Source organism: Salegentibacter chungangensis, assembly GCF_042678405.1.
Lineage (GTDB): Bacteria > Bacteroidota > Bacteroidia > Flavobacteriales > Flavobacteriaceae > Salegentibacter_A > Salegentibacter_A chungangensis.
Genome location: NZ_JBHTLI010000002.1, coordinates 306,724 through 330,067, shown reverse-complemented (window position 1 = coordinate 330,067; position 23,344 = coordinate 306,724). Strand labels below are relative to the sequence as shown.

Here is a 23,344-nt window from a genome sequence, read left to right as displayed (position 1 = left end):
AGAAACATGATGTATATATTCGCTACCTAGTAAAACGATTTACTAAAACGTTTTATTGATCGGGCTGCTGTTAATGCCCGTCATCACTAAAACGATATAGTGAGCAGCTGAATTTTGAAGTTTGTTTGATGAAGAGCTTAGGAAAAATTTAACACTAATTAACTATGACATCCAATTACCGAACTTTACAGTTTTTATTGATCCTGACAATCTTGGGGGTTCCATTTACAGGTTTTTCCCAGGAACTGGATTTAGAAGTTGCCGGAGATGAGGAGTCGGGTTATTATGTAAAGGTGCTGGAGGCTGGGAAACCGCTGTTGTCCGGGGATGGAGAATTTTCATTGAAACTTTCCAATCTTGATCTAAGTGTTGAGGATGAGATTAGAGATTTTCGTGCTTCTTCATATAAGAAGACAGAGACAGGAATAAGTCTTCAAAAGGATATTTATCTGGATGAATTTGATTCAAATTTATCGGTAGAGGTTAGGTACCATCAGGTAAGTTCAAATCTTATAAAGAAGACCGTGAAACTTTTTCAGCCTTCAATACCTGCTCTTTATTACAGTCTTATTCAGAAAAATGTTCCGGCAATAAGTCCGGAGCGTTACGTGACCTTTGAGCACGAGGATTTTCCCGGTGGCCTGGTTCATGAACTATATCCTTCGGCAGGATTTATAACCCCTGAAGGAAATGTGGTTGGGTTTTTAACAGACCCAGGCTATAAAAATCACTTCACAAGGACAACCCGAAGAAGATTCTCCGGCCGTGGCGGCGGGATGATCGGGATGAGGGTGCTTCCTGATGCCCGTCTTCTTTCCGTAGCCACTCAAAAGGAGCAGGGCTCGGGAAAAGATTATATACAGTATACTTTCGGGGGTGTGGATGTTCTTGACAGGGGCTCGGCTGAAAAGCTTGAGCTGCCGGAAACCTTCTCAAAAGTGGGGAATCTTGAAGTTGAGAGAAAGGACAGTATAACTGAACTTAAATTTAAAGACAATAGCAAAGCGGGGATTGAACTAATGACACCTATGAGGGACCAGAAGGTGTATACTGTTTCATTCCTCGCTAAAGCTAATGCTCCCGTTTCCCTGAAATTATACAGGGTGAAAAACGGTAAAAGAACCAAAGAACTGGAACACGGGATCAAATATATTGATAATTTCCCTGTAAATACTGAGGAATGGACCCGGTTTAAAGGAAGTGTTCTTGTTCCATACATCGAGAAGGACAGTATTATGATGTTCGTAGGTGTAAATAATCCGCAACAGGTTACATTAAAGCTAAAGGATCTTGAAATAGCCGAAAATCAACCGTTTGAAAAATCCTATAATAAGCTGAATTTAGGAGAGCCTGTGGAAAAGGTGACCTATATTTTTTCGGAGCCCTGGAAAGATCAGAAACAATTTAAAATATCAACAAAGACAAGGCTTGCTGAAGGAATGGGCTTTAAAGGCTCTGAAGTTGAAAAGATGCTTTATGCAAATTTTCAGATGATGACCTGGATTACTTCGGTTGAAGATTTTACGCCTTTTAATGTCCCTAATATGAATTACTCGCCAGATATGTACAACAGAGATTCATTTTGGTCGGTGATTTCAACCCATAATAAGGAGCTCAATCTTTCTATTTGGGATCAATGGGCTAAAACCCAGACCCCTCGCGGCGCCATAGGCACTATCATCACTCCTTATATGGGCTCGATAGAAGCTAAGGACAATGAGGCGACTATAGAGTGGCTTGTTTGGGGATTGTTGAATAAAAGACGTTTCGGTGCAGAACTGCCTCAGGAAAAGATTGAGCTTGCGGCTGACTATATTCTCAATGAATTTGATGAAAATCGTGATGGGATATGTGCTTCTCACTTTTCTATGAGCCAGATAGATGTGATGGATTACAACCCGAAAACGCAAAGAATGGCTGCCAACCAGGGGATGTTCGCTGTTGCCCTGAAGACCATTAAAGCTTTGGGAGTAGCGATAGATGAAGGTTATATTGCAAAGGCTGAAAAGGAATATCTGAATTTTTATGATGAGGAGCGAAAGCATTTATTATTTGATAAGGACTATCCAGATCTGATAAGTTTTACCGATCTTATACCTGAATTTCTGTCCCTTTGGGTTTTTGATGAACCTATGCTGACTGACGAAATGGTGCAAAACCACCTTGATCAAATCCCGGCCCTGAACAAAACCCAAAATGCTCCTTATCCCGAAATTGGAACTACAGCGCCTATTTGCATCAGGCTAACAGATGATGGGTATACCTATATGGATGCCGAGTATCAGCCTTTCGGGGAGTTTGGTGAAAATAACTACGGGAACCACGCCCGGGACGGATATTACTATAATGGTGGTAGCTGGTTGCGTGCCGAATACACCGCATATGTTACCGGTCTTAAACACGGTTGGGAAAAAGCCGAAAAACGAATGAAGAATCGGTTATGGGCAGAGATTCATCTCAACCCGAACTGGCCCTATAGCAAAGAATTTATTCCTACCAAATGGAATGATTATGACGAGTGGTGGGATTCTACAAGAGGCCTGAGTTGGAACGTTTTTGTGTTGATGGCTAATGAGTTTGCCGGCCTTCGCGATCCGGAAATGGATCCCGATTACGGGCAATAAGAAGAATGATAAGAATTTTCAGCGCAATACGGAATTATGAAGTGTTTAACCTGAAAACCTAATAAAATGTTTAATAAGAATTTTTAATCGATAAATAGCATGACAAAAATCAACTTTATTACTAATCTTTTGAAAGGTTTATTATGATGAAAAAAAATATGATTTTCAGCCTGTTGATGATATGGGCTGTATGTACGGGAGGCGCAGTTTATGCGCAAACGGTTACAGGGGTGATTACCGACGCCAGTGGTGCTTTACCCGGGGTTTCGGTTGTGGAGAAAGGCACCTCTAATGGTACCGTTTCAGATTTTAACGGGGAATATTCTATTGAAGTTTCCGGCAGTGATGCGGTTTTGGTTTATTCCTATGTGGGATACCAGACCTTTGAAGTAGCGGTTAACGGACGTAATAGTATAGATGTAACCCTGAAGGAAGATATAGCAGAACTTGATGAACTTGTGGTGGTAGGATATAAATCCCAGAAAGAGTCTACCATTACCGGAGCTATTTCTTCTGTAGATGTTGGTAAACTGGAATCCAGAAGGGTTTCAGAAGTAACACAGGCCCTGCAGGGGCAGGTGGCCGGGGTGAACATCACCCAAAGTACCGGAGCTCCCGGAGATGAGATAGAAGTAAGAATAAGGGGTAACGGAACCATTGGGAACAACAACCCGCTATATATTATTGACGGGATTCCCAGCCGAGAGATATCTTTCCTTAATCCTACAGACATCCAGTCGATGACGGTTCTTAAAGATGCCGCAGCGGCTTCCATTTATGGTTCCAGAGCTGCCGGTGGGGTTATTGTTATTAAGACCAAGGAAGGTAAGCAAGGCGGCCAGTTTAAAGTAGATTATTACGGAGGTATCCAGAAAGTAATCAACCTGCCTACTATGCTTAATACCGACCAGTATATGCAAACCGTTGAGCAGGCCTGGAATAATGCAGGTTATGACGGCACCAATCCTTATACCGAGGACATTGGCCGTTCAGACTTTGGTGATGTAGATTACCTTGACGAACTTTTCGAACTGGGGAGAACACATAATGTAAATGTTTCGGCTTCAGGAGGAAATGAAAAAACCAATTACATGATCTCCGGAGGTTACTTCAGCCAGGACGGTACAGTAGTTTACGGGAACGATAAATTCAGAAAATTGAATTTACGTACTAATATCAGTTCTCAGGTGCTGGACCGTATAAAGGTTGGAGCTAACGTACAGGTGTCTTATAATACTCAGGACAGGATCTCCTCTAAGGGAGATGCCCCGGGGATCATCAGGCACGCGTTTTTAAGACCACCGAATATTCCGGTATTCAAGGATCCTTCAGACCCTACTTACTCTGAAGAAGATCCTTTTACCGACCTTCCTTTTTACAAGGGACCAGACAGTTATGAGAGCAGTAAATATGAATACAGCCAGAACCCTATAGCTTTGGCTTACTTTACCGATGATAAAACATCTACTTTCAAGACCTTCGGAAATGTTTTTGCCGAATATGATGTCCTGAAGGACAAGTCGCTAAGATTTAAGACCAACTTTGGTGCAGACCTTAACTTTTTCCATTCCAAAGCCTTCAACAGAAACTTTGGAGATGACGACGGAAACGGGGCGGCTATAGACCAGGGGCTTGGAAGACAAAATCGTCCAAGTTCATTATCTGAAGCAAGGGGTCAGGACTTTACCATCACCTGGAACAACAGCCTTCATTTTGATAAGGAATTTGACCAGCATTCGATAAGTGCTCTTTTAGGTACAGAATTTATTATGAATGAATCTGCTAACCTAAGCGCTTCAAGGTTAAGATATGACTTTACAGACCCTAATTTCAGATATATTGATTTTGGAGGTACAGACCGTGATCTTTGGAATGGTGGTCTTGCTGAAGAATGGGCATTGTTCTCATATTTCGCTTCAGCAACTTATGTGTATGACGACAGGTATATGTTAACGGCCAATCTAAGGGCAGATGCTTCTTCCCGTTTTGCTGAAGAGAATAAATGGGGGTATTTCCCGTCGCTTTCTGCAGGGTGGATGATCACCGAAGAAGAGTTTATGCAGGATACCGACTGGCTTTCAGAATTGAAGCTTAGAGGAAGCTGGGGGCAACTGGGTAACCAGGAAATCCCAAACTATGCTTACCTTACACTTTACAGAAGGGATGCCGACAGGTACCTGATAAGCAGGTATGGAAATCCTGACCTTAAGTGGGAGACCACCACGCAAACCAACGTGGGTATCGATTTCGGACTGCTAAAGAACAGAATTTATGGTAGTGCAGACTACTTCAAGAAGAATACTTCAGATATTCTGTTACCAATTTCCCTGCCTCAGTTTGTAGGTGATGTATCACCAACTTACCTTAATGCGGGAGAAGTGGAGAACAGTGGGTTTGAATTCGCTCTTTCTTACAGGAATTTTGACAATCCTCTTAAGTTCGAGATCAGTGCAAATATGGCAACCCTTAAGAACGAGGTACAGTCTTTACACTCAAACCTGCCGTATATTAACGGAAGGGTGACAAGAACTCAGGCCGGGCATCCGCTAAATGCATATTACGGATTTGTTCAGGAAGGGATCTATCAGAACCAGGCTGAAGTTGATCAACATTTATCTGGAACTGCTAACCCACCACAACAACCGGGAGATATCAAGTTTAAGGATCTTGACGGGAATGGGATCATTAACGATAACGACCGTGATTTCATAGGAGACCCTAATCCTAAGTTAACCTACGGGATGAACCTTAACCTGAATTACAAGGCTTTTGATTTTAGCATGTTATTTCAGGGAGTAGAAGATGTAGACAGGTATAACGACCTTAAAAAGATCATTGATTATGACACGCGTCCGTTCAATTATTCAGACAGAGTACTGGATGCGTGGGACGGAGAAGGCTCTACCAACACCATCCCAAGAGTGAGCTTTAGCGATAACGGAAGCAGTAAAGTATCTGATATCTTTGTGGAAGATGCCTCTTACCTGCGCCTTAAGAATGTGGAATTAGGGTATAGCCTTGATGCCGATAAGTTATCAGGTCTCGGAAATATCAGATTCTACGTTTCGGGACAGAACCTGCTTACATTTACAGATTACTCAGGTCTTGATCCAGAATCTACAGACCTGATCGATATGGGAACATATCCGCAGTCTTTAACCGTATTGTTCGGTGTAAATGCACGCTTCTAAATCGAATTAATCAGAAACAAAAAATTGAATATAATGAGACATATTCCTAAAATATTAATAATTGCTTCAGCCGTTTTGATCAGCGGCTGTGACTCCTACCTGGAGAAAGAGCCGATAGGGCTTATCACACAAGAGCAAATAAATGCAGAACCAACCGCATCTTCGGTTACTTCCAGTGTAAACTCAACCTATCAAACCCTTTCCAGTACCCTGAATATTATTGGGGAGTGGAACTGGGATGATGCTACTGTTTTGAGAAACGATTTCATTCTTCAGGATATCGCTTCCGGAGATATGGAAAAGAAATGGAATCCTGACGGAGACCAGGCCTGGATGGATCAGATCGCGGCTTTTAACTTCACCTCTATGAACGGGGCCTTTAATGGCCAGTGGAGTTACGATTACGAAGGTATTGCCAGGGCAAACCAGGCGATAAATATCCTTGAACAGGATGAGGTGATCGCAAATATAGATATGGATGCGGCTACAAGAGACCGGCTTCTTGGAGAAGCTTATTTCCTTAGAGCATTTTATTATTTCGACCTGGTGAACAACTTTGGTGATGTACCATTGTTGACCGAGCCTCTGGAGAATTTTTCTGAAGCCTACGAGGTGACTACCAGAACTCCAAAGGCCGAAGTGGTAGAATTTATAAAATCAGACCTTGGAATGGCGGTTTCTATGCTGCCGGAGCAAAAATACTCAAGCGCTTCAGAGCCGTGGAGGGTTTCTATTGGAGCTGCCAAAGCTATGCAGGCAAAAGTAGCTTTATATCAGGGTGAATGGAACAGTGTGATCTCTCATATTGATGAGCTTCAGTCCTGGGGCTTCTATTCCCTGAATGATAATTATTTCGATTCTTTTGATGTAACCAAAGAATTCAGCGAAGATGAAGTGATCTTTGCCTATGACCATAAGCAGGGTGTGAACCCAAGTAAAGGTAACGGGCTTGCTGCTCTAATGGGATGGGGTTTTGTTGCTCCTTCCGAAGATTTTGTGGCGGCATTTGAAGAGAACGATCCGCGTCTGGGATATACCGTAGATGTGGAAGCTCAGGAGGTACATAAGCTGTTAGGTTCTACCGATGGAGCTTTCAAAGGGAATGCAGATTCTCCCGGGAACAAGATCTACATAAGATATGCCGACGTATTGCTATGGAAAGCCGAAGCGTTAATTCAGCTTGGGCAGGTGGAAGAAGGGCTTGCCATTGTAGATGAGATTCGTGAAAGAGCCAGAAATACTCAGACTGTAGACGGAAGTGAGACTCCGGCCGGTGCTTTACCGCCTTATTCAGGGCAAGGCTTATCTCAGGCCGAGGCTCTGGCAGCACTTATGCACGAAAGAAGAGTGGAATTAGGATTCGAATCCCAAAGATTTATGGACCTTAAGAGATGGGAGATTGCAGACGAAGTGCTTACCGATCTTGGGAAGAACTTCCAGGACTTCAATTACCTGTACCCAATTCCACAAGGGGAGATCGATAAGTCTGGAGGACAAATATCTCAGAATCCAGGATACTAAAAAATCAATAAATCCGGCTGCCTTCGGGTAGCCGGAAAAATGAAAAAATATAGAAATATGAAAAGATTTAGCTTATTAAGTGTAGCCTTACTGTATGTGTTTTGTATTAGCGGCATTCAAATGGTAGGGCAGGAAACCAAAGAAAAAGAATGGATGCTGGGGCCGTTCCAGCGATTCACCCAGGGCAAACCAATTATTTCAAAAGACACCCTTTCTACTTTCAACGATCCTATGACAGGAAAAGTAGTGAACTGGGAATCTATGGCAACTTTTAACCCTGCAGCCATTGTTAAAGACGGAAAGATAAATGTGTTTTACAGAGCTGAAGAAAGAGTGGGAGAAGATGGTATAGGAACCCATACCTCAAGACTGGGACTGGCAACTTCGGAAGATGGTGTAACCTACATCCGAAAAGAAAAGCCGGTTTTTTATCCTGATAATGACGATCAGAAAAAATATGAATGGACCGGGGGAACTGAAGACCCAAGAATTGTAGAGACCGAAGACGGGAAGTATATATTGACTTACACACAGTGGAACAGGGACACTCCCCGTTTGGCTGTTGCAACTTCAGATGACCTGAAGAACTGGGAGAAGCACGGCCCGGCTTTCGAAGATTACAAAGACGGGAAGTACAATGATATGAGTACCAAATCCGGAGCTATTGTAAGCAAACTTAATGAAGACGGGAAGCTGGTTGCTACCAAGATTAACGGGAAGTACTGGATGTATTTTGGAGTGCCTCATATCTGGCTGGCAAGCTCAACAGACCTTGTGAACTGGGAGCCGGTAGAAGATTATGAAGGAAATATCTCTCCGGTGCTCAGTCCGCGTCCGGGCTATTTTGATTCCTGGTTAGTAGAAGCAGGACCACCGCCAATTCTTACCGAAGACGGGATCGTAGTACTTTACAATGCCGGTAATTCAAAGAACATTGGTGTGGAAGAACTCGGAAATAGAATATATACAGGAGGACAGGCTTTATATGATGCCAATGAGCCCTGGAAGATCCTTGATCGTGCCGATAAACCATTCATTAAGCCGGAATTGGATTTTGAGAAATCGGGGCAGTACAAAGACGGGACTACTTTTATTGAAGGCCTTGTGCATTTCAACGATGCCTGGTACCTGTACTATGGTACAGCCGATAGTATGGTTGGCGTAGTAAAAGCCGAAGATAAGGAAGACAAAGAGGACCACGAAGAAGATAAAGACGAAGACGATCAATAACAGGCTGGTAGTCTGCACAATCTAAGATTTTAATGGTTTTAAAAAAGAAGTTACTAACCGGAGCTATAGTCTCCAGTTTAGGCGGGCTTTTATTTGGTTTTGATACCGCAGTGATTTCGGGAGCCGAACAGGGGTTAAAGGTTTATTTTGACCTGGACTCCTTCTCTCACGGATTTACAAATTCCATTGCATTAATAGGAACTATTGTAGGTGCATTGCTGGCTTTTATGCCCGCACAAAAATGGGGTAGGAAGAAATCCTTGCTGGTTATAGGAGTATTTTTCGGACTTTCGGCGCTCGGCTGTGCCTACACCGAAAGCTGGGAACTGTTCCTGTTTTACCGTTTTCTCGGTGGCCTGGGAGTAGGAGCCTCCTCAGTGATCGCCCCTATGTACATTTCAGAAATATCTCCTTCAAATTACAGGGGGAGATTGGTAGGCCTGTTCCAGTTCAGTATCGTATTCGGAATTTTACTGGCCTTCCTTTCCAATTATTTTCTAAAGCTCTACATCCCAACAGACGCCTGGCGGTGGATGTTGGGAGTAGAAGCTGTTCCTGCTTTTTTATTCTTCCTGCTGATCTTTAAGATACCAAGGAGCCCAAGATGGCTCATCCTGCAAAAGAGATTTGAAGAAGGACAGGAGGTGCTTCGCCAGATCGGGGACAGTTCTCCAAAAGAGACCCTTGCAAATATCAGAAGGTCGCTGGAGGAAGATAATAACAATAAAGAAGGACTATTTAAACGAAAGTATCTGCGACCTATCATTCTGGTCTTCCTGATGGCAACATTCAATCAGTGTTCAGGGATCAATGCGATTATGTATTATGCTCCCCGGATATTCGAAATGTCCGGTATTGCTGAAGATTCTGCCTTTTTACAGGCTGCCTCGGTAGGATTCGTGAATATGTTGTTTACCATCCTCGCGATGAATTATATCGATAAGGTTGGGCGTAAAAAGCTGATGTTATTGGGAACCATAGGGATGATCTTAAGTTTGGTGACTACCGCGTATCTCCTAAACAGTTCAGCTGTTGGTTCTACATTTTTAATTGTTCCGATATTGGTCTTTATAGCGAGTTTCGCCTTTTCGCAGGGAGCCGTGATCTGGGTGTTTATCTCAGAGGTTTTCCCGAACAAGGTTAGAGCCTCCGGCCAGTCTTTCGGTACTTTTGTACACTGGGCCTGGGCTGCAATTTTAACCTGGATCTTCCCGGTGGTAACAAGCTTGACCAATGGAGGGACCTATGCATTCGGTTTCTTTGCCTTTGCTATGGTGCTGCAACTGATTTTCGTATTAAAATATTTTCCTGAGACCAAAGGGAAATCCCTGGAAGAGAAAGTGTAAATTCCTTCCGTTTGTTTTTGAACCCTGCCCTGGTTGAAACTTTGGCAGGGTTTTTTATGTGTATTCGTATGTATTTTTGAGGAATAATGTCTTTAAAATTTTTTGATTTTTTCGTAAATTTAATAGGCACTCATCTCCCGGAATTCCTTTACCTCAAAAAAAAAATGCGATATGGAAACAAAATTACCCAATCATTTCTATCCTCCCGAAGAAGAAAGATTTAACGTGCTTTCTCACGGGTTTGGATTTGTGCTCAGCATTATCGGGTTGGTACTCCTGGTGATGCGGGCAAACGAACTGGGAGAGATCCTTCCAATGGTAAGCTTCAGTATTTTTGGAGCCAGTATGATTCTTTTATACGCAGCCTCTACCTTTTATCACAGCGCGAAAACCCATAAGCTGAGATACAGCCTGAATATTCTGGATCACGCTTCTATTTATGTGTTGATCGCCGGAACTTATACTCCTTTTGCTCTGGTGACCCTTAACGGGGAAATTGGTTGGCTGATGTTCGGAGTGGTGTGGGCAATGGCCCTGGCAGGGATTATTTTAAAATTATTCTATACGGGAAGATACCAAAGGATCTCAACATTAATGTATGTCGTAATGGGATGGATCGTGATTCTTGCAATAAAACCACTTGCAGAGAATCTGCCTACAGCGGGACTGACCTGGCTTTTTGTAGGCGGTATCTCCTATACCATCGGTGCTATATTGTTCAGCCTTGATAGGATAAAATTCAATCACGCGATCTTCCATATGTTTGTGCTTTTCGGAACATTCTGTCACTTTCTTTCTATCTATTATTACGTGTTACCGATTAATTAAATTGAACCTTGTAAAAGCTTAGTTTTTCACCTCCTTTAAGATTGAAAAGTTTTAATAACTTTAGAGCCCTTTATCAATCTTAATTATGAAGAAAATCTATTTGCGCTCACTTATGTTGAGCATTTTGCTATTTAGCTTTAGTCAGTTTATTTCGGCTCAACAGGGGCTTAGCGAAAGCCAGATAGACAGTCTGGTCGAAAAGACAATGAAAACCTTTAATGTTCCCGGTATCGCAGTTGCGGTGCTCAAGGATAATAAGGTGGTGCACAAAAAAGGTTACGGTACCCGTTCTCTTGAAAAAGGAGGGAAAGTGAATGAACATACGCTGTTTGGAGTGGCCTCCAACACCAAAGCCTTTACCAGTGCAGCCCTTGGGGTGCTTATAGACCAGGGAAAACTGGAATGGGATACCCCGGTTACCGATATTATTCCGGAATTCAAATTGTATGATGCCTATGTGACCCGTGAATTCACGGTTAGGGACCTGCTTACTCACCGAAGCGGACTTGGCCTTGGTGCCGGAGATATGATGGTTTTCCCGGCATCGAATGTGCTGAAGAAGGATGAGGTTATTCATAATTTGCGTTTTTTGAAGCCTGTGTCTTCCTTCAGATCGAAATACGATTATGATAACCTGCTGTATATTGTTGCAGGCGAAGTCGTGGAAAGGGTTTCCGGGCAGGAGTATGAAACCTTTATAAAAGAAAACTTCCTGAAGCCGCTCAATATGGAGCGAACGGCTATGTCCTGGCACAGGATAGAGGATTATTCAAATGTAATTGATGGTCACGCGCCGGTAGACGGGGAACTTATCCCAGTGGGCCTGAGCTTTACCAAAGTGGCTAATGCTGCTGCCGGGATCTATTCTTCGGTAGAAGATATGAGCAAATGGGTACAGGCCCAGCTTAATCACGGGAAGTATGGAGAAGACCTTGAAAGGGAATTGTTCAGCGAAAAGGTACATGAAGAGATGTGGACTCCGCAGACCATTGTAAGAGCGGGCAGAAGTCCATATAATACTCATTTTACGGCATACGGGCTGGGCTGGTTTTTAAGCGATGTGAAGGGACATCTTCAGGTTACTCATACCGGTGGTCTGCTTGGAATTGTAAGCCAGGTGACAATGATCCCCGAAATGGACCTTGGGATCATTGTGCTTACCAATCAGCAATCTGGTTCAGCGTTCAGATCCATCACCAACTCCATTAAAGATTCCTATTTTGGTATTGAAGGCGAAGACCGAATTACCCAATATAATGATGCCAGGCTGAAAAGGGAAAAGAAAGCCGATTCTGTGGTAGCAGCGGTTTGGGAAAATATTGAAAAAGCTCAAAAATCCACGAAAACCGAAAAGATTAACCTTGACAATTATACAGGGGTTTATAATGATCCTTGGTTTGGAAAAGTGAATATCACTAAAAAGGAAGGCAAACTTTACTTTGAATCGGAAAATATCGCCGATTTTAAAGGAGAAATGAGCTTTTATAAAGGAATCACCTTCGTGGTGAAATGGAATGACCGCACCCTTAAAGCCGATGCCTTTACCATTTTTAGCCTTGATAAAGAGGGAAGGGCCAAAGGCTTCAGGATGGAGCCGGTCTCACCGCTAACCGATTTCAGTTTCGATTTCCAGGATCTCGATTTCAGCAGAATTGAGAAAGAATAAAACCAAAAAAGGAGGCAAGTGCCTCCTTTTTTTATCCTTTAACTTCCAACTGACTGTAACCCTGTCCGTTGCGCTGCAATCGAATTTGTGTTGCAATGCGCTCCTTCAGAGAGTCCACGTGGCTGATGATGCCTATCATTTTTGAGGATTCTGCCTGTAGTTTTTCCAGGGTGTCCAGTGTCTGGTCCAGGGTTTCGGGATCCAGCGTACCAAAACCTTCGTCAATAAAGAGACTGTTGATCTCCACATTTTTGGAAGCCAGGTCAGACAATGCTAAAGCCATCGAAAGGCTTAGAATAAAGGTCTCTCCTCCCGATAGTGTTTTTACAGATCTTCTCTGGCCGCCCATATGTTCATCTATAGCCACAAGCCCGTCATCTTCATCCTCTGCAGGCTTATCGATCTTATAACGGTCACTGAGGCTCTGCAATCTCTTATTCGCAAGGATGAGCAATTGCCCAAGGGTGAGGTCCTGCGCAAATTCATTGAACTTCTTACCCTGCGAATCTCCTATCAGCTCATTCAGCAGTCTCCAGCGCCGGGTTTGTTTCTCCTTTGCGGCAATTCCAAGCCGGATATTTTCCAGGCGCTGCAGGTTTTCATTGTGGTTGTTCAGCTTGCGGCGAAGCTCCTCGCACGCAGATTTTATACTATTGAATTCCTTAAGTTTTGCATCCAGTAATTCCTCCACTTCCTCTTTGGTTTTTTCGGAATCCTGTTTTTTAAGCTCCCCTAATTGTGAAGACAGCAGCTTTATGGAAGCCTGGTGGTTTTCTATCTGTCTGCGGAATGTTTCACGTTGAGTACGAAGCGTATTGTACCTGGCATCGGGCATTAATGCTGCCGAAGCCGCCTTCAAATCTTCAAAGCCCTGTTCCCTGATCTTCGGTAATGTTTCTGCTTCAAGTTTGCTGATTTCTTCTTTCCTGCTCTTGGTCTTATCCTGAAGTTCTTTTTCCCGTTCTGAAATGGTTTTTGCTTCAGTGGTAAGGCGGTTCCAGGAATTCTGAAGCATCCTGCTGTCCTGGTGAATACCCTGTCCTTTGTAAACAGAGGAGAGTTGCTCACTTATTTTTTTCCCCTCTTGCATTAGCCCGAAAAGCTTCTCCATTAAAGGGATTCCGGAATTCAAGGCCTTCAGGCTGTTTTTTTGTTTTTCAAAAGTTTCCAGCCCTGTAACCTCCTGTTCCCAGCGGGAACAAAGTGATCTCCAGTCCGGGGTTTCTCCTGTTTCATAGAGCTTACCGTACTTTTCATTGAAAGCTTTTCTGCCTGTGGTCTCTTTATTCTTTAGCTCTGAAGTTGCCTTTTTTAGCTCTTCCAGGCGATCCTGCTGATGTTTCAGGTTTGTCTTGGCGCTTGTATACTGCTCATTGAGCAGTTCGTATTCTTTTTGTTTCTTCTTGATCTGGTTTTCAAGGGAATCATCTTTTTCCGGAAGGTCTTCGGCAAACGGATGGTGAATCGATCCGCAAAGCGGACAGGCTTCCCCATCTTTAAGATTCATACGATGTTCTTCCAGGCTGGCCCTTAGCATCTGGTTTTGCTTTTTAAGCTCCAGGTTGTCGAGATCCTTTTTTGAATGGCTTAGTTTATTTCCTGTTTTTTCTATCAGCTCCGGAAGACTTTCTGATTTTTTGCGAATTTCAGCCTCTTCCTGTGTTCTCTTATCCAGCTCCTCAGAAAGTGTGTTCAGCTTTTCTGATTCCTGCAGGGCCTCTCTTGCCAGGCTTAGTTTTTTCTGAAGCTTTTGCTTTTCCTCGGTCGCGTTTTCAAGTTCGAAATGGGAGAGCTTATTGCTTAAATCTTCAAACCTTTCCCAGGAGGCTGTCGAAAGCTGTTTCAGTTCAGCTATTCCTGCTTCAAGGTTGTGTTCATTCAGTTGAAAATTGCTGTCCCTTAATTCCGCTTTTAACTGCGTGCGGATTTGGGCATATTCATTGCCCTTCTCTTTTCGCTGCTCCTGCAGGGAAGTCACCTTGTTTACAAACTGTTGCAGTTCATTTTCAAGGTTTTCTGAATGTATATCCTTTCGGATAAAACCCGAAACTTTTTCTATTAGTTCCTGCTGCTGTTTTGAATTCTGCTCCCTGTTCTTTCCTGCCGTTTCAAGTTCCTTAATAAGCTCATCTCTGGTCTCTATTAACTGCTGGTGTTTGCGAAGCTCATCAGAAAACGGCTGAACTTTTTCGTGTTGTTTTAAGGCTTCCCCGTTCTCATCCTCAAATTCCTTCAGGAGTTTTTCAGCCTTTGAGCTTTCTTCTTCCAGCTCGTGGATCTTTGCTGACTGGACCTTGATATTTTTTTTCAGCTCAAGACTTTTAGAAAGGCTTTCTTTTTCCTTTTCCAGTAGCTTTTCTGAAGTTTCCTTTTCTTTCAGATCGGTTTTGGTTTGTTTCAGCTCTTCTTCGCTTAGAAGCTGTTTTTCGATGATCTCACATTCCTGCTGCTCTCTCTGTATGTCTTGATTTACTAGTTTATTTTTTTCATACACTTTGCTGCCTAATTGTCTATAAATGCCGGTTCCTGTTATTTTTTCAAGCAGTTCTCCCCTCTCACCTTTTGAGGCTTTTAAAAACTGAGCAAATTCACCTTGAGCCAATACTACAGATTTTATGAACTGATTATAATTAAGACCTATGAGTTTCTCATTCTTCCCGGGAACTTCAGATTTTTTTGATTCTATCAAATCGCCTGTATCCGCATTGAAAATATCCATCTCGTGATCCCTAAGGTTCCCGTTTCGGTTTGTTGATATACTCCAAACTGAAGAGAATTTCCCAGAAGGTGTTAAATAAGTGACCTTGGCATAAGCTTCTTTTTGATTTCTAGTTAGGATTGCACCAGTTTGCTCAATTTCATTTTTAGATACTTTACTAAGCCTAGGGATTTTATTAAATAACGCCAGGGAGATCACATCCAGGATGGTACTTTTTCCGCTTCCGGTCGGACCGGTGATAGCGAACAGGGAGCTGGCCCTGAAGGGCCCGGAGGTGAAATCAATTTCGTGTTTCCCTCGCAGGGAATTGATATTCTTGAATTCTATCTTAAGTATCTTCATAACCTAACCTGCATTTTGCTGATGTTGTACTTCTTCCAGGATCTCATCGAAAGCACTCATAATCTCTTTTTTGGTCTCCTCGTCATATTCGTGCCCCGCAATAAGTTCGGTAAAGACATCCTTCGGTTTAAGATCTTCCAGTTGCTGTTGTTCATCATAGAGTTCAGAGGCCCCGCTTAGTTTTTGCTTAAAACTGGCCCTGTGTTTAACGATCTCGTATCCCGGCTTATGGAAATTGGTGACCAGTTCGTCCAGCTGATAGATCTTATGGGCGTCATACTGGTCTTCAATAAGCTCAACCTCGATTAGCGAATCCAGGTGACCTTCGTCTTCCAGGAATTCCAGCTTGTGTTTCAATTGCCCAATACTCCCGGTTACTTTCAACAGTCTTCGGAAAGGAGGAATAGCAACACTTTCGGGATCCCAGCCTTTTTCGGTATCCAGGATCAAGACTCGTTTTTCGTCACTGCGTTCACTGAAGGATAACGGAATAGGGGAGCCGCTGTAAAATGCAGGAACCGCTGCATTTACCCGCTGAGGCTTGTGAATATGGCCCAGGGCGATATAATTGAAGAATTCTCCGAATCTTGAAGCCTCAAAAGCGGCCTGGTTTCCTATCTGGATATCCCTTTCGCTTTCCGAGGGTTCAATGCCGGCGGTATACAAATGGCCCATTGCCAGGGCTGGAATTCCGGGATATTCTCTTTTACAAATATCGCCGGCACTCTCAAAGGTGTTTTGAATCCCCTGGCGGATCGCTTCAATTCTGTCGTCATAGGTAATGCCTTCGCTGGCTCCGCGCAGGTCGGCATCCCGAAGGTAGGGTAGTGCGGCGATTAGTATCTCCGTCTTCCCTTTTTTATTCTGAACAGGGATGATCACTTCTTCCAGGTTTTCAGGAAGCCCGCCAATTACGTGCATATCCAGCTCCCGAAGCAGTTCTTTTGGTGCATCCAGCATTGCCGGGGAATCGTGGTTCCCGCCGGTGAGGATGATCTTGCAGTCAAGTTTTCGAAGGGCCATCAGGGACCTGTAATACTGGCTCCTGGCTTCTGAAGACGGATTTGCCAGGTCGAACACATCTCCTGATACAAGCAGGAGGTCTATCTCTTCCTCTTCAATGGTCTCGCAAAGCCAGCCTATAAACAGGTCAAAATCGGCGTAGAGGTCGTGTTTTTGAAGTTTTTTGCCGATATGCCAGTCGGCGGTATGTAGAATTTTCATTTGGAATTTCTTCGGTTGGAGGATTAAAATAGTATTTCAGGGAATTAAAAGCAATAAAAGAAAAGCTTCATTTCAGGAAATCTTTTCTCGGGCTATTTCAGCTTCGACCACTTTTTTTACGCCCTCCCGATAAGGCGTGGGTTTAAAACTGAAAGCCTTTTCAAACTTATCACTTCTAAAGATATAATCCCGGTCGTACTGGTACATCATTTCGGGCATTTCTCTCATAATTGGAATAAACAGGCCAATGATCTTTACCATCCATTTCGGGACGGCCTGTACTTTGGCTTTGGTATTCAGTTCATTTGCCACCATTTCTGTCCATTCCTTACCTGTTGGAGGCTCACCAGCGGTAGGAAGATGCCACACCTGATCGTAAGCCTCTTCTGAGTTCCCGAGCAGGGCTACTGCCAGGGCAGCATCAGGCGTATAGGTGAAGGAGTGCTTATAATGTGTTCCGCCAAGCCAGTTCGCTTTTTTGCCTTTTATCATCGGTTTGATGACCGTTTCGGTGAGCATACTGGTTTTCACCCCCGGACCATAGAAATCTGCCGATCGTGCAATAAGTGCTTTCAGATTCCCTTCTTTTACCTCCTGCATCAGCATTTGGGCAATCTCTGCCCGAACCATTCCTTTTTTGCTGGGCGGATTTATGGGAGCGTTTTCGGTCATATTTCCCATTGCGCCCTTGTCGTACATATAGACATTATCAAAAAATACTAACCTGGCATTTTCTGCTATACAGGCACTTATCACATTGGCCATTATTTTCGGCCAGCTTTTCTTCCAGATTTTAAAATTATATTCCAGCCCCGCGCACAGATAGACCACGGCAGAACCCTTCACGGCCTTTTGTACCATTCCCGTATTCTGAAGATCGGCGGGGAAAAGTTCGTCGTTTTCATTTACCGCTTTCGGGTGCCTGCTTACCAGGCGAATATCATTGGTGTATTCACTTAAGGCTTTCGCCAGCTCGGTTCCGATAGCCCCACCGGCACCAAGAATAGTCTGTTTTAGATTTTTCATAGGAATAATTATTACTCAAATTTAATGGTTTTTGAGATAAACTTTGTTTCATTTATAAGTCTGGGTGCATTTGGGGTGAGTGGGAATGATAATAAAATTGATAGCTTTGCAATGATCGAAATTAAATCCGGATGATTGCGGTGACCACTGAAATCTTAAAACTCTACCCGGAAACTAAAGCAACTTAAAATTGATATGATGAAGAAAATCTTGTTATTCTCGTTCCTGTGCCTTGGCCTCTACAATATGGCCATTGCCCAAAAACTTGAATCGCCCGATGGCAACCTTGAAATGAACTTTTCCCTGCAGGAAGATGGTATCCCTGCCTATAGCCTGGACTATAAGGGGAAAGCTGTAGTGAAGACCAGTATATTAGGCTTTGACCTGAAAGAAGAGGCAGACCTGCTTTCGAATTTTGAAGTGAAAAATACAAAAACTTCCAGTTTTGATAATACCTGGACCCCGGTTTGGGGAGAGCAGAAAGAGATACGCAATCATTATAATGAACTTGCAGTTACGCTGAAACAGAAAGATTCTGGAGGCCGTGAAATGATCGTTCGTTTTCGCCTTTTTAACGATGGTCTTGGCTTGAGATATGAGTTTCCACAGCAAAAGAAGCTGGGGCATTTCGTTATAGATGATGAAAAGACCCAGTTTGCAATGGCAGGAGACCATACTGCTTTCTGGATTGCAGGAGACTATGATACCCAGGAGTATGACTATACCGAATCTAAACTTTCCGAAATAAGGGAGAAGATGGAATCTGCGGTTACCGCAAACCTTTCCCAGACTTCCTTTTCTCCAACAGGAGTACAGACTTCTTTAATGATGAAGTCTGATGATGGGTTATACATCAACCTGCACGAGGCAGCGCTTGTGGATTATCCGGTGATGCACCTTAACCTGGACGATGAGAATATGATCTTTGAATCCTGGCTGACGCCCGATGTTAACGGGGACAGAGCTTTTATGATCGCCCCTAGGCATACACCGTGGAGAACCATAATAGTAAGTGACGATGCCCGTGATATACTTGCCTCTAAAATAACCTATAACCTTAACGAGCCATCTAAGATAGAAGACACTTCCTGGATAGAACCTATGAAGTATGTGGGAGTATGGTGGGAAATGATCACCGGGAAAAGCACCTGGCATTATACTGATGAATTTTCTGCGGTAAGACTGGGAGAGACCGATTTTGAAGCTGCCAGGCCCAATGACACTCACGCGGCAAATACCAAGCACGTGAAGGAATATATAGATTTTGCATCCGAGCACGGATTTGACGGCGTATTGGTAGAAGGCTGGAATATTGGTTGGGAAGACTGGTTCGGGCATTCTAAAGATTATGTTTTTGACTTTGTGACCCCATACCCCGATTTTGATGTGAAAGAGATCCAGGAGTATGCCGAAAGCAAAGGAGTGGAAATGATTATGCATCACGAAACCTCTTCTTCGGTAAGAAATTATGAGCGTCACCTGGACACGGCTTACCAGTTTATGAAAAAGTATGGTTACGATGCCGTAAAAAGCGGATATGTGGGAGACATCCTTCCAAGAGGGGAAAACCATTACAGCCAGTGGATGGTAAACCATTACCAGTATGCGATAGAAAAGGCTGCCGAATATGAAATTATGGTGAATGCCCACGAGGCCGTAAGACCAACAGGACTCGCCAGAACCTGGCCTAACCTTATTGCGAATGAGTCTGCAAGAGGAACCGAATACCAGGCCTTTGGAGGTTCAAAACCAAACCACGTTACCGTACTTCCGTTTACCAGACTTATTGGAGGGCCTATGGATTATACACCTGGGATCTTTGAAATGGATATCAGTAAGCTGAACCCGGACAATAATTCACACGTGAACAGTACTATTGCCAATCAGCTTGCATTATATGTAACGATGTACAGCCCGTTGCAGATGGCTGCCGATCTTCCTGCCAATTATAAAAGATTCCCTGATGCTTTTCAGTTTATCAAGGATGTGGCAGTAGACTGGGATAAGAGTATTTATCTTGAGGCCGAGCCCGGAGATTATATTACCGTGGCCAGAAAGGCTAAAGACAGTGAGAACTGGTTTGTTGGGAATGTGAACGGAAATGAGGTGAGAACTTCAAAGATAAAATTCGATTTCCTTGAAAAAGGAAAGAAATATATCGCGACTATTTATTCAGACGGAAAAGACGCGCATTATAAAACCAATCCGCAGTCTTATGATATCCGCAAGGTGATCGTGGACAGCAAGTCTAAATTATCTCAGAAATCGATGCCCGGTGGCGGATATGCCATAAGCATTATGGCTGCAGGTAAAGACGAAATGAAAGGACTTAAGAAGCTTTAATTCTAACCTGAATTTCAGTACAAATAAAAAAAGCGGCAGAATTTCTGCCGCTTTTTTTATTTGATGAGCACTCAAAAGTTAATACTGTTCCAGCAGGTACCGAATTACATCTGTAGTAGTGACAATACCTACAAGGTTGTCGTTATCCACCACCGGTAATGCGTGAAAATCCTGCTTTGTAAAGATCTCTGCCACCTCTTTAATCGTGGTTTCGGGAGAAATACTTATCACTTTCTTGGTCATCACACTTTCTATGGAGAACATATCATATACGGTGGTCTCTATACTTTCCCCATCATCATCTATGGCATCTGCAAATGAGATCCGCATCAGGTCATTATAACTAAGCATTCCTACAATATGTTCGCCTTCAACCACCGGCAGATGCCTTATTTTATTTTTTTTAAAAAGATTTTCTGCCACCGAAAGCTCATCTTCAAGGTGTAGTTTAATGAGGTTTCTGGTCATTATTTGGGAGACTGGTACCTTCTTTTTCATAATGATTTGATTTAGGTATGGATCATATCTAATACATTGGGTAAAGCACTTTAAAAATACGACAATAAGCGTTTAAATGCACATAATTCCAAAGTTTTATGAGAGCAGTATGACAGGAATCAGTTATTAATAACCGACAAAGGGCATCAGGTTTGATTAAACCCGGAAGGATTAATGAAAAACAAAGTCACTTAATACTTTTAAGAAATTTTATCAGAATTTAAGATAAATAAGGAGAAATACTTTTAGTAAGATGTTTTTTTAAAACAAATTCAACAAATTATTAACTGAGCCTTGGCACATATTGGACTAATCTGAACCTAATTTTGTTTTAAACTTTAAAAACTCCCTCGGTTTGAAACTATTCAGGAAACAGCTTTTTGAGCAAAGATTATCAATAGGAAAATGTTTGTTTATGGCAGGTGGAATCTTTTTGACTGCATTCACCACTTCCTGTACCACACAACTGGAAGGGCCTGCACAGCCCGATATTAAAAATGAACAGCTCAAGGATTCTGTAAAAGAGGCCTTCAGACTGGAAAAGGCTGAACCAAAGAAAATGCGTCCTAAGGTGAATTACCGTATAGACAGCCTGCTTACCAAAGCCAAAATTGACAGTTTTAATAATAGATATTCCGAAGAGAACAGGAAGATCATCTATGCTTTGAACCGTATAGATAAACACAGGGTGAGGCCAAATACCAGCCTTGTGATCCCCGATACCCTGTCAAATGACCTTATGACCTATAGTCCTTTCCCCGAAGAACTGGAGATCCTGGATTCCCTGCCACAGGCGGTGCTTATTGCACAGCGCATCCAGGCTTTTGCTTTATATGAAAATGGGGAATTGATAAAATGGGGTCCTGTGAGTTCCGGAAAACGAACAACCCAAACCCCAAACGGGCTCCACTATGCAAACTACAAAGCTAAAAGAAAAGTGAGCAGTGTTAATGATTCCTGGATCTTGCCATATTATTTCAATTTTATGAACTTTGAAGGGGTGGGAACACATCAATATGCACTGCCAGGCTACCCCGCAAGTCACGCCTGCGTGAGAATGTATATGGACGATGCCAAGTTTATTTATAACTGGGCTAAAATGTGGGAAATTGAAAGAGGCCAGATTAAGAAAAACGGTACCCCTTTTATGGTCTTTGGTAGTTATGATTTTGAGAATATGAAGCCCTGGCAAAAACTGCCCGAAGATATGAAAGCCAATGACCTTAATGATGAAGAACTGGAAACATTAAAAGATTACGTAAAGCAGTATTTGGATGATCCTAAGAACTTCAGAGAAGAGCCGGAAGCGGTAGAAGATGCTGAAATGATCGTTTAGGCCCGTATTCCCGCAAACCTGTAGCTTTTTATTATATTAGTTGGGAACTAAAACCTATCAATATGTTCAAAAAAGCAATTTTCTGCCTTATCTTGCTTGGCTCAGGTTTTGCCTGCGATAATAACAAAACTGAAAAGACCGAAAAGAGCCTTAGTGAAATAAATAAGGAGCGTGATCAAGAGATCAAAAGAAGTCCGAAAGCCATTCAGGATGCGGTTCTGGAAAGTTATCGTGCCTTCAGTTTTAAGGAAGGAAGTAAGCCCGATTATAAGGATCTTAGGTCTAAGTTCACCTCGGCAGCACAGGTAGCCTTTAAAAGAGGGGACAGCTTAATGAGTTTACCGGTTGACGAATATCTGAAATCTCACCAAGAGAACGTGGAACAGGGTAATCTAAGGGCCCTGGAGGAAAGGCAGGTCTTTAGTAAGACCGAATTCTTCGGGAATATAGCTCACCACCTTAGTACTTATGAAGCCAGGATCAATTCGGAAGACAGCATTGCCGAGCGCGGAATTATTAGTTATCAGTTGCTTAAAAAGGACGATAAGTGGCTGATTCATTCTATGATATGGGATAGCGAGAAAGAAAACCTGCCGATTCCCGAAGAATACCTGAAAAATTAAACTGAATTTTACACTAATCTTGATTAAATGAAATTTAAAAATAACCTTTTAGTTCTTTTTAGCCTGTTTTTGCTACTTTCCGGAACTCAGCCTATGAGTGCTCAGGAAACGACCAAAGTAATGGTAAGGGCTAAGGCGAAAGACGCAAAATTTATAGGCAGTTCCATAGGCGGAGCCAGAATACTGATCAGGGACGCACAATCCGGAGAAATTCTTGCAGAAGGGACTACTGCAGGGAGCACGGGGGACACCAAACGTATAATGAAGGAGCCTCAAAAACGCGGGCAGGATCTTTCGGATGAAAATACGGCGGGTTTTGAAGCCGAGCTGGAGCTGGAGGAGCCTGTTTTTGTAAGCGTTGAAGCATATGCGCCCAATAACAAGAGGCAGGCCAGGGTGCTTAGCAGTACGCAGCTGTGGCTGCTCCCGGGGAAAGATATTTCGGGAGACGGGATCGTGCTTGAGGTTCCCGGTTTTGTAGTGGACCTGCTTTCACCACAAACCCACGAAAGAATTACTTCAGATAAGCCAATTGAAATAAGAGCCAATGTGGTGATGATGTGTGGCTGCCCGGTAACACCCGGCGGCATCTGGGACGCTGATCAATATGAAGTGAATGCAATGATCAGCAGCGAAGGAAAGCAGGTAAGGGAAGTACCTTTGAAGTTTGCAGATAAAACCAGCACATTTTCGGTAGAGACGAAGCTCGAGCCGGGCTTGTATGAAATAGCCGTCTATGCTTATGATCCCGAAACCGGAAACACCGGCCTGGATAGAACCAATATCATTATTAAGTAACTAAAAAAAGCCCCGGAATTTCCGGGGCT

Annotated in this window: 15 protein-coding genes; 11 read left to right on the top strand and 4 right to left on the bottom strand. The window is 43.1% G+C overall.

Annotated elements, in window-relative coordinates:
• Nucleotides 1-164 precede the first annotated feature (164 nt).
• The 7 genes from ACFQ3Q_RS12080 to ACFQ3Q_RS12050 all read left to right on the top strand — a co-directional run bounded on the left by ACFQ3Q_RS12080 (nt 165) and on the right by ACFQ3Q_RS12050 (nt 12,406).
• Nucleotides 165-2,624 carry a hypothetical protein gene (locus ACFQ3Q_RS12080; RefSeq protein WP_380746193.1) on the top strand — a complete coding sequence of 820 codons (2,460 nt, stop codon included), beginning with the start codon at nt 165-167 and terminating at the stop codon, nt 2,622-2,624.
• A gap of 143 nt (nt 2,625-2,767) precedes the next feature.
• Entirely contained in the window at nt 2,768-5,815 is a 3,048-nt protein-coding gene (locus ACFQ3Q_RS12075; protein ID WP_380746191.1) for a SusC/RagA family TonB-linked outer membrane protein, read from the top strand.
• A 33-nt stretch (nt 5,816-5,848) separates the two neighbouring features.
• On the top strand, nt 5,849-7,336 hold the full coding sequence (locus tag ACFQ3Q_RS12070) for a RagB/SusD family nutrient uptake outer membrane protein (RefSeq protein WP_380746189.1): 1,488 nt from the start codon (nt 5,849-5,851) through the stop codon (nt 7,334-7,336).
• Between the two features lie 57 nt (nt 7,337-7,393).
• The gene (locus tag ACFQ3Q_RS12065) at nt 7,394-8,566 is read left to right on the top strand and encodes a glycoside hydrolase family 130 protein (RefSeq protein WP_380746187.1); all 1,173 of its coding nucleotides are present in this window, start codon (nt 7,394-7,396) and stop codon (nt 8,564-8,566) included.
• 32 nt (nt 8,567-8,598) lie between these two features.
• Entirely contained in the window at nt 8,599-9,912 is a 1,314-nt protein-coding gene (locus ACFQ3Q_RS12060) for a sugar porter family MFS transporter (RefSeq protein WP_380746185.1), read from the top strand.
• 171 nt (nt 9,913-10,083) lie between these two features.
• A complete protein-coding gene (gene trhA, locus ACFQ3Q_RS12055; protein ID WP_380746183.1) occupies nt 10,084-10,740 on the top strand; it encodes a PAQR family membrane homeostasis protein TrhA in 657 nt (218 codons plus the stop codon).
• Nucleotides 10,741-10,825: 85 nt separating this feature from the next.
• Nucleotides 10,826-12,406 carry a serine hydrolase gene (locus ACFQ3Q_RS12050; RefSeq protein WP_380746181.1) on the top strand — a complete coding sequence of 527 codons (1,581 nt, stop codon included), beginning with the start codon at nt 10,826-10,828 and terminating at the stop codon, nt 12,404-12,406.
• Between the two features lie 31 nt (nt 12,407-12,437).
• Here the strand turns inward: ACFQ3Q_RS12050 and ACFQ3Q_RS12045 are convergent, their stop codons facing one another.
• From ACFQ3Q_RS12045 to ACFQ3Q_RS12035, 3 genes are all read right to left on the bottom strand, one after another.
• Nucleotides 12,438-15,467: an SbcC/MukB-like Walker B domain-containing protein gene (locus tag ACFQ3Q_RS12045; RefSeq protein ID WP_380746179.1), complete on the bottom strand. Its 3,030-nt coding sequence runs from the start codon at nt 15,465-15,467 to the stop codon at nt 12,438-12,440.
• 3 nt (nt 15,468-15,470) lie between these two features.
• Nucleotides 15,471-16,691 (bottom strand): exonuclease SbcCD subunit D C-terminal domain-containing protein, encoded by a 1,221-nt coding sequence (locus tag ACFQ3Q_RS12040; RefSeq protein WP_380746177.1) that lies wholly within the window; start codon nt 16,689-16,691, stop codon nt 15,471-15,473.
• A 72-nt stretch (nt 16,692-16,763) separates the two neighbouring features.
• Nucleotides 16,764-17,717: an NAD-dependent epimerase/dehydratase family protein gene (locus tag ACFQ3Q_RS12035; protein ID WP_380746175.1), complete on the bottom strand. Its 954-nt coding sequence runs from the start codon at nt 17,715-17,717 to the stop codon at nt 16,764-16,766.
• 198 nt (nt 17,718-17,915) lie between these two features.
• Here ACFQ3Q_RS12035 and ACFQ3Q_RS12030 point away from each other — a divergent pair, with 198 nt between their 5' ends.
• Nucleotides 17,916-20,060, top strand: a complete 2,145-nt coding sequence (locus ACFQ3Q_RS12030) for a glycoside hydrolase family 97 protein (RefSeq protein WP_380746345.1) — start codon at nt 17,916-17,918, stop codon at nt 20,058-20,060.
• 78 nt (nt 20,061-20,138) lie between these two features.
• On the opposite strand, the gene ACFQ3Q_RS12025 is transcribed toward ACFQ3Q_RS12030, so the two are convergent.
• Nucleotides 20,139-20,558: a CBS domain-containing protein gene (locus ACFQ3Q_RS12025; RefSeq protein ID WP_380746173.1), complete on the bottom strand. Its 420-nt coding sequence runs from the start codon at nt 20,556-20,558 to the stop codon at nt 20,139-20,141.
• A 415-nt stretch (nt 20,559-20,973) separates the two neighbouring features.
• Here ACFQ3Q_RS12025 and ACFQ3Q_RS12020 point away from each other — a divergent pair, with 415 nt between their 5' ends.
• The 3 genes from ACFQ3Q_RS12020 to ACFQ3Q_RS12010 all read left to right on the top strand — a co-directional run bounded on the left by ACFQ3Q_RS12020 (nt 20,974) and on the right by ACFQ3Q_RS12010 (nt 23,315).
• Nucleotides 20,974-21,894 (top strand): L,D-transpeptidase, encoded by a 921-nt coding sequence (locus ACFQ3Q_RS12020; RefSeq protein WP_380746171.1) that lies wholly within the window; start codon nt 20,974-20,976, stop codon nt 21,892-21,894.
• A 62-nt stretch (nt 21,895-21,956) separates the two neighbouring features.
• The gene (locus ACFQ3Q_RS12015) at nt 21,957-22,517 is read left to right on the top strand and encodes a hypothetical protein (RefSeq protein ID WP_380746169.1); all 561 of its coding nucleotides are present in this window, start codon (nt 21,957-21,959) and stop codon (nt 22,515-22,517) included.
• Between the two features lie 27 nt (nt 22,518-22,544).
• Entirely contained in the window at nt 22,545-23,315 is a 771-nt protein-coding gene (locus ACFQ3Q_RS12010; protein WP_380746167.1) for a hypothetical protein, read from the top strand.
• The last annotated feature ends 29 nt before the right edge of the window (nt 23,316-23,344 follow it).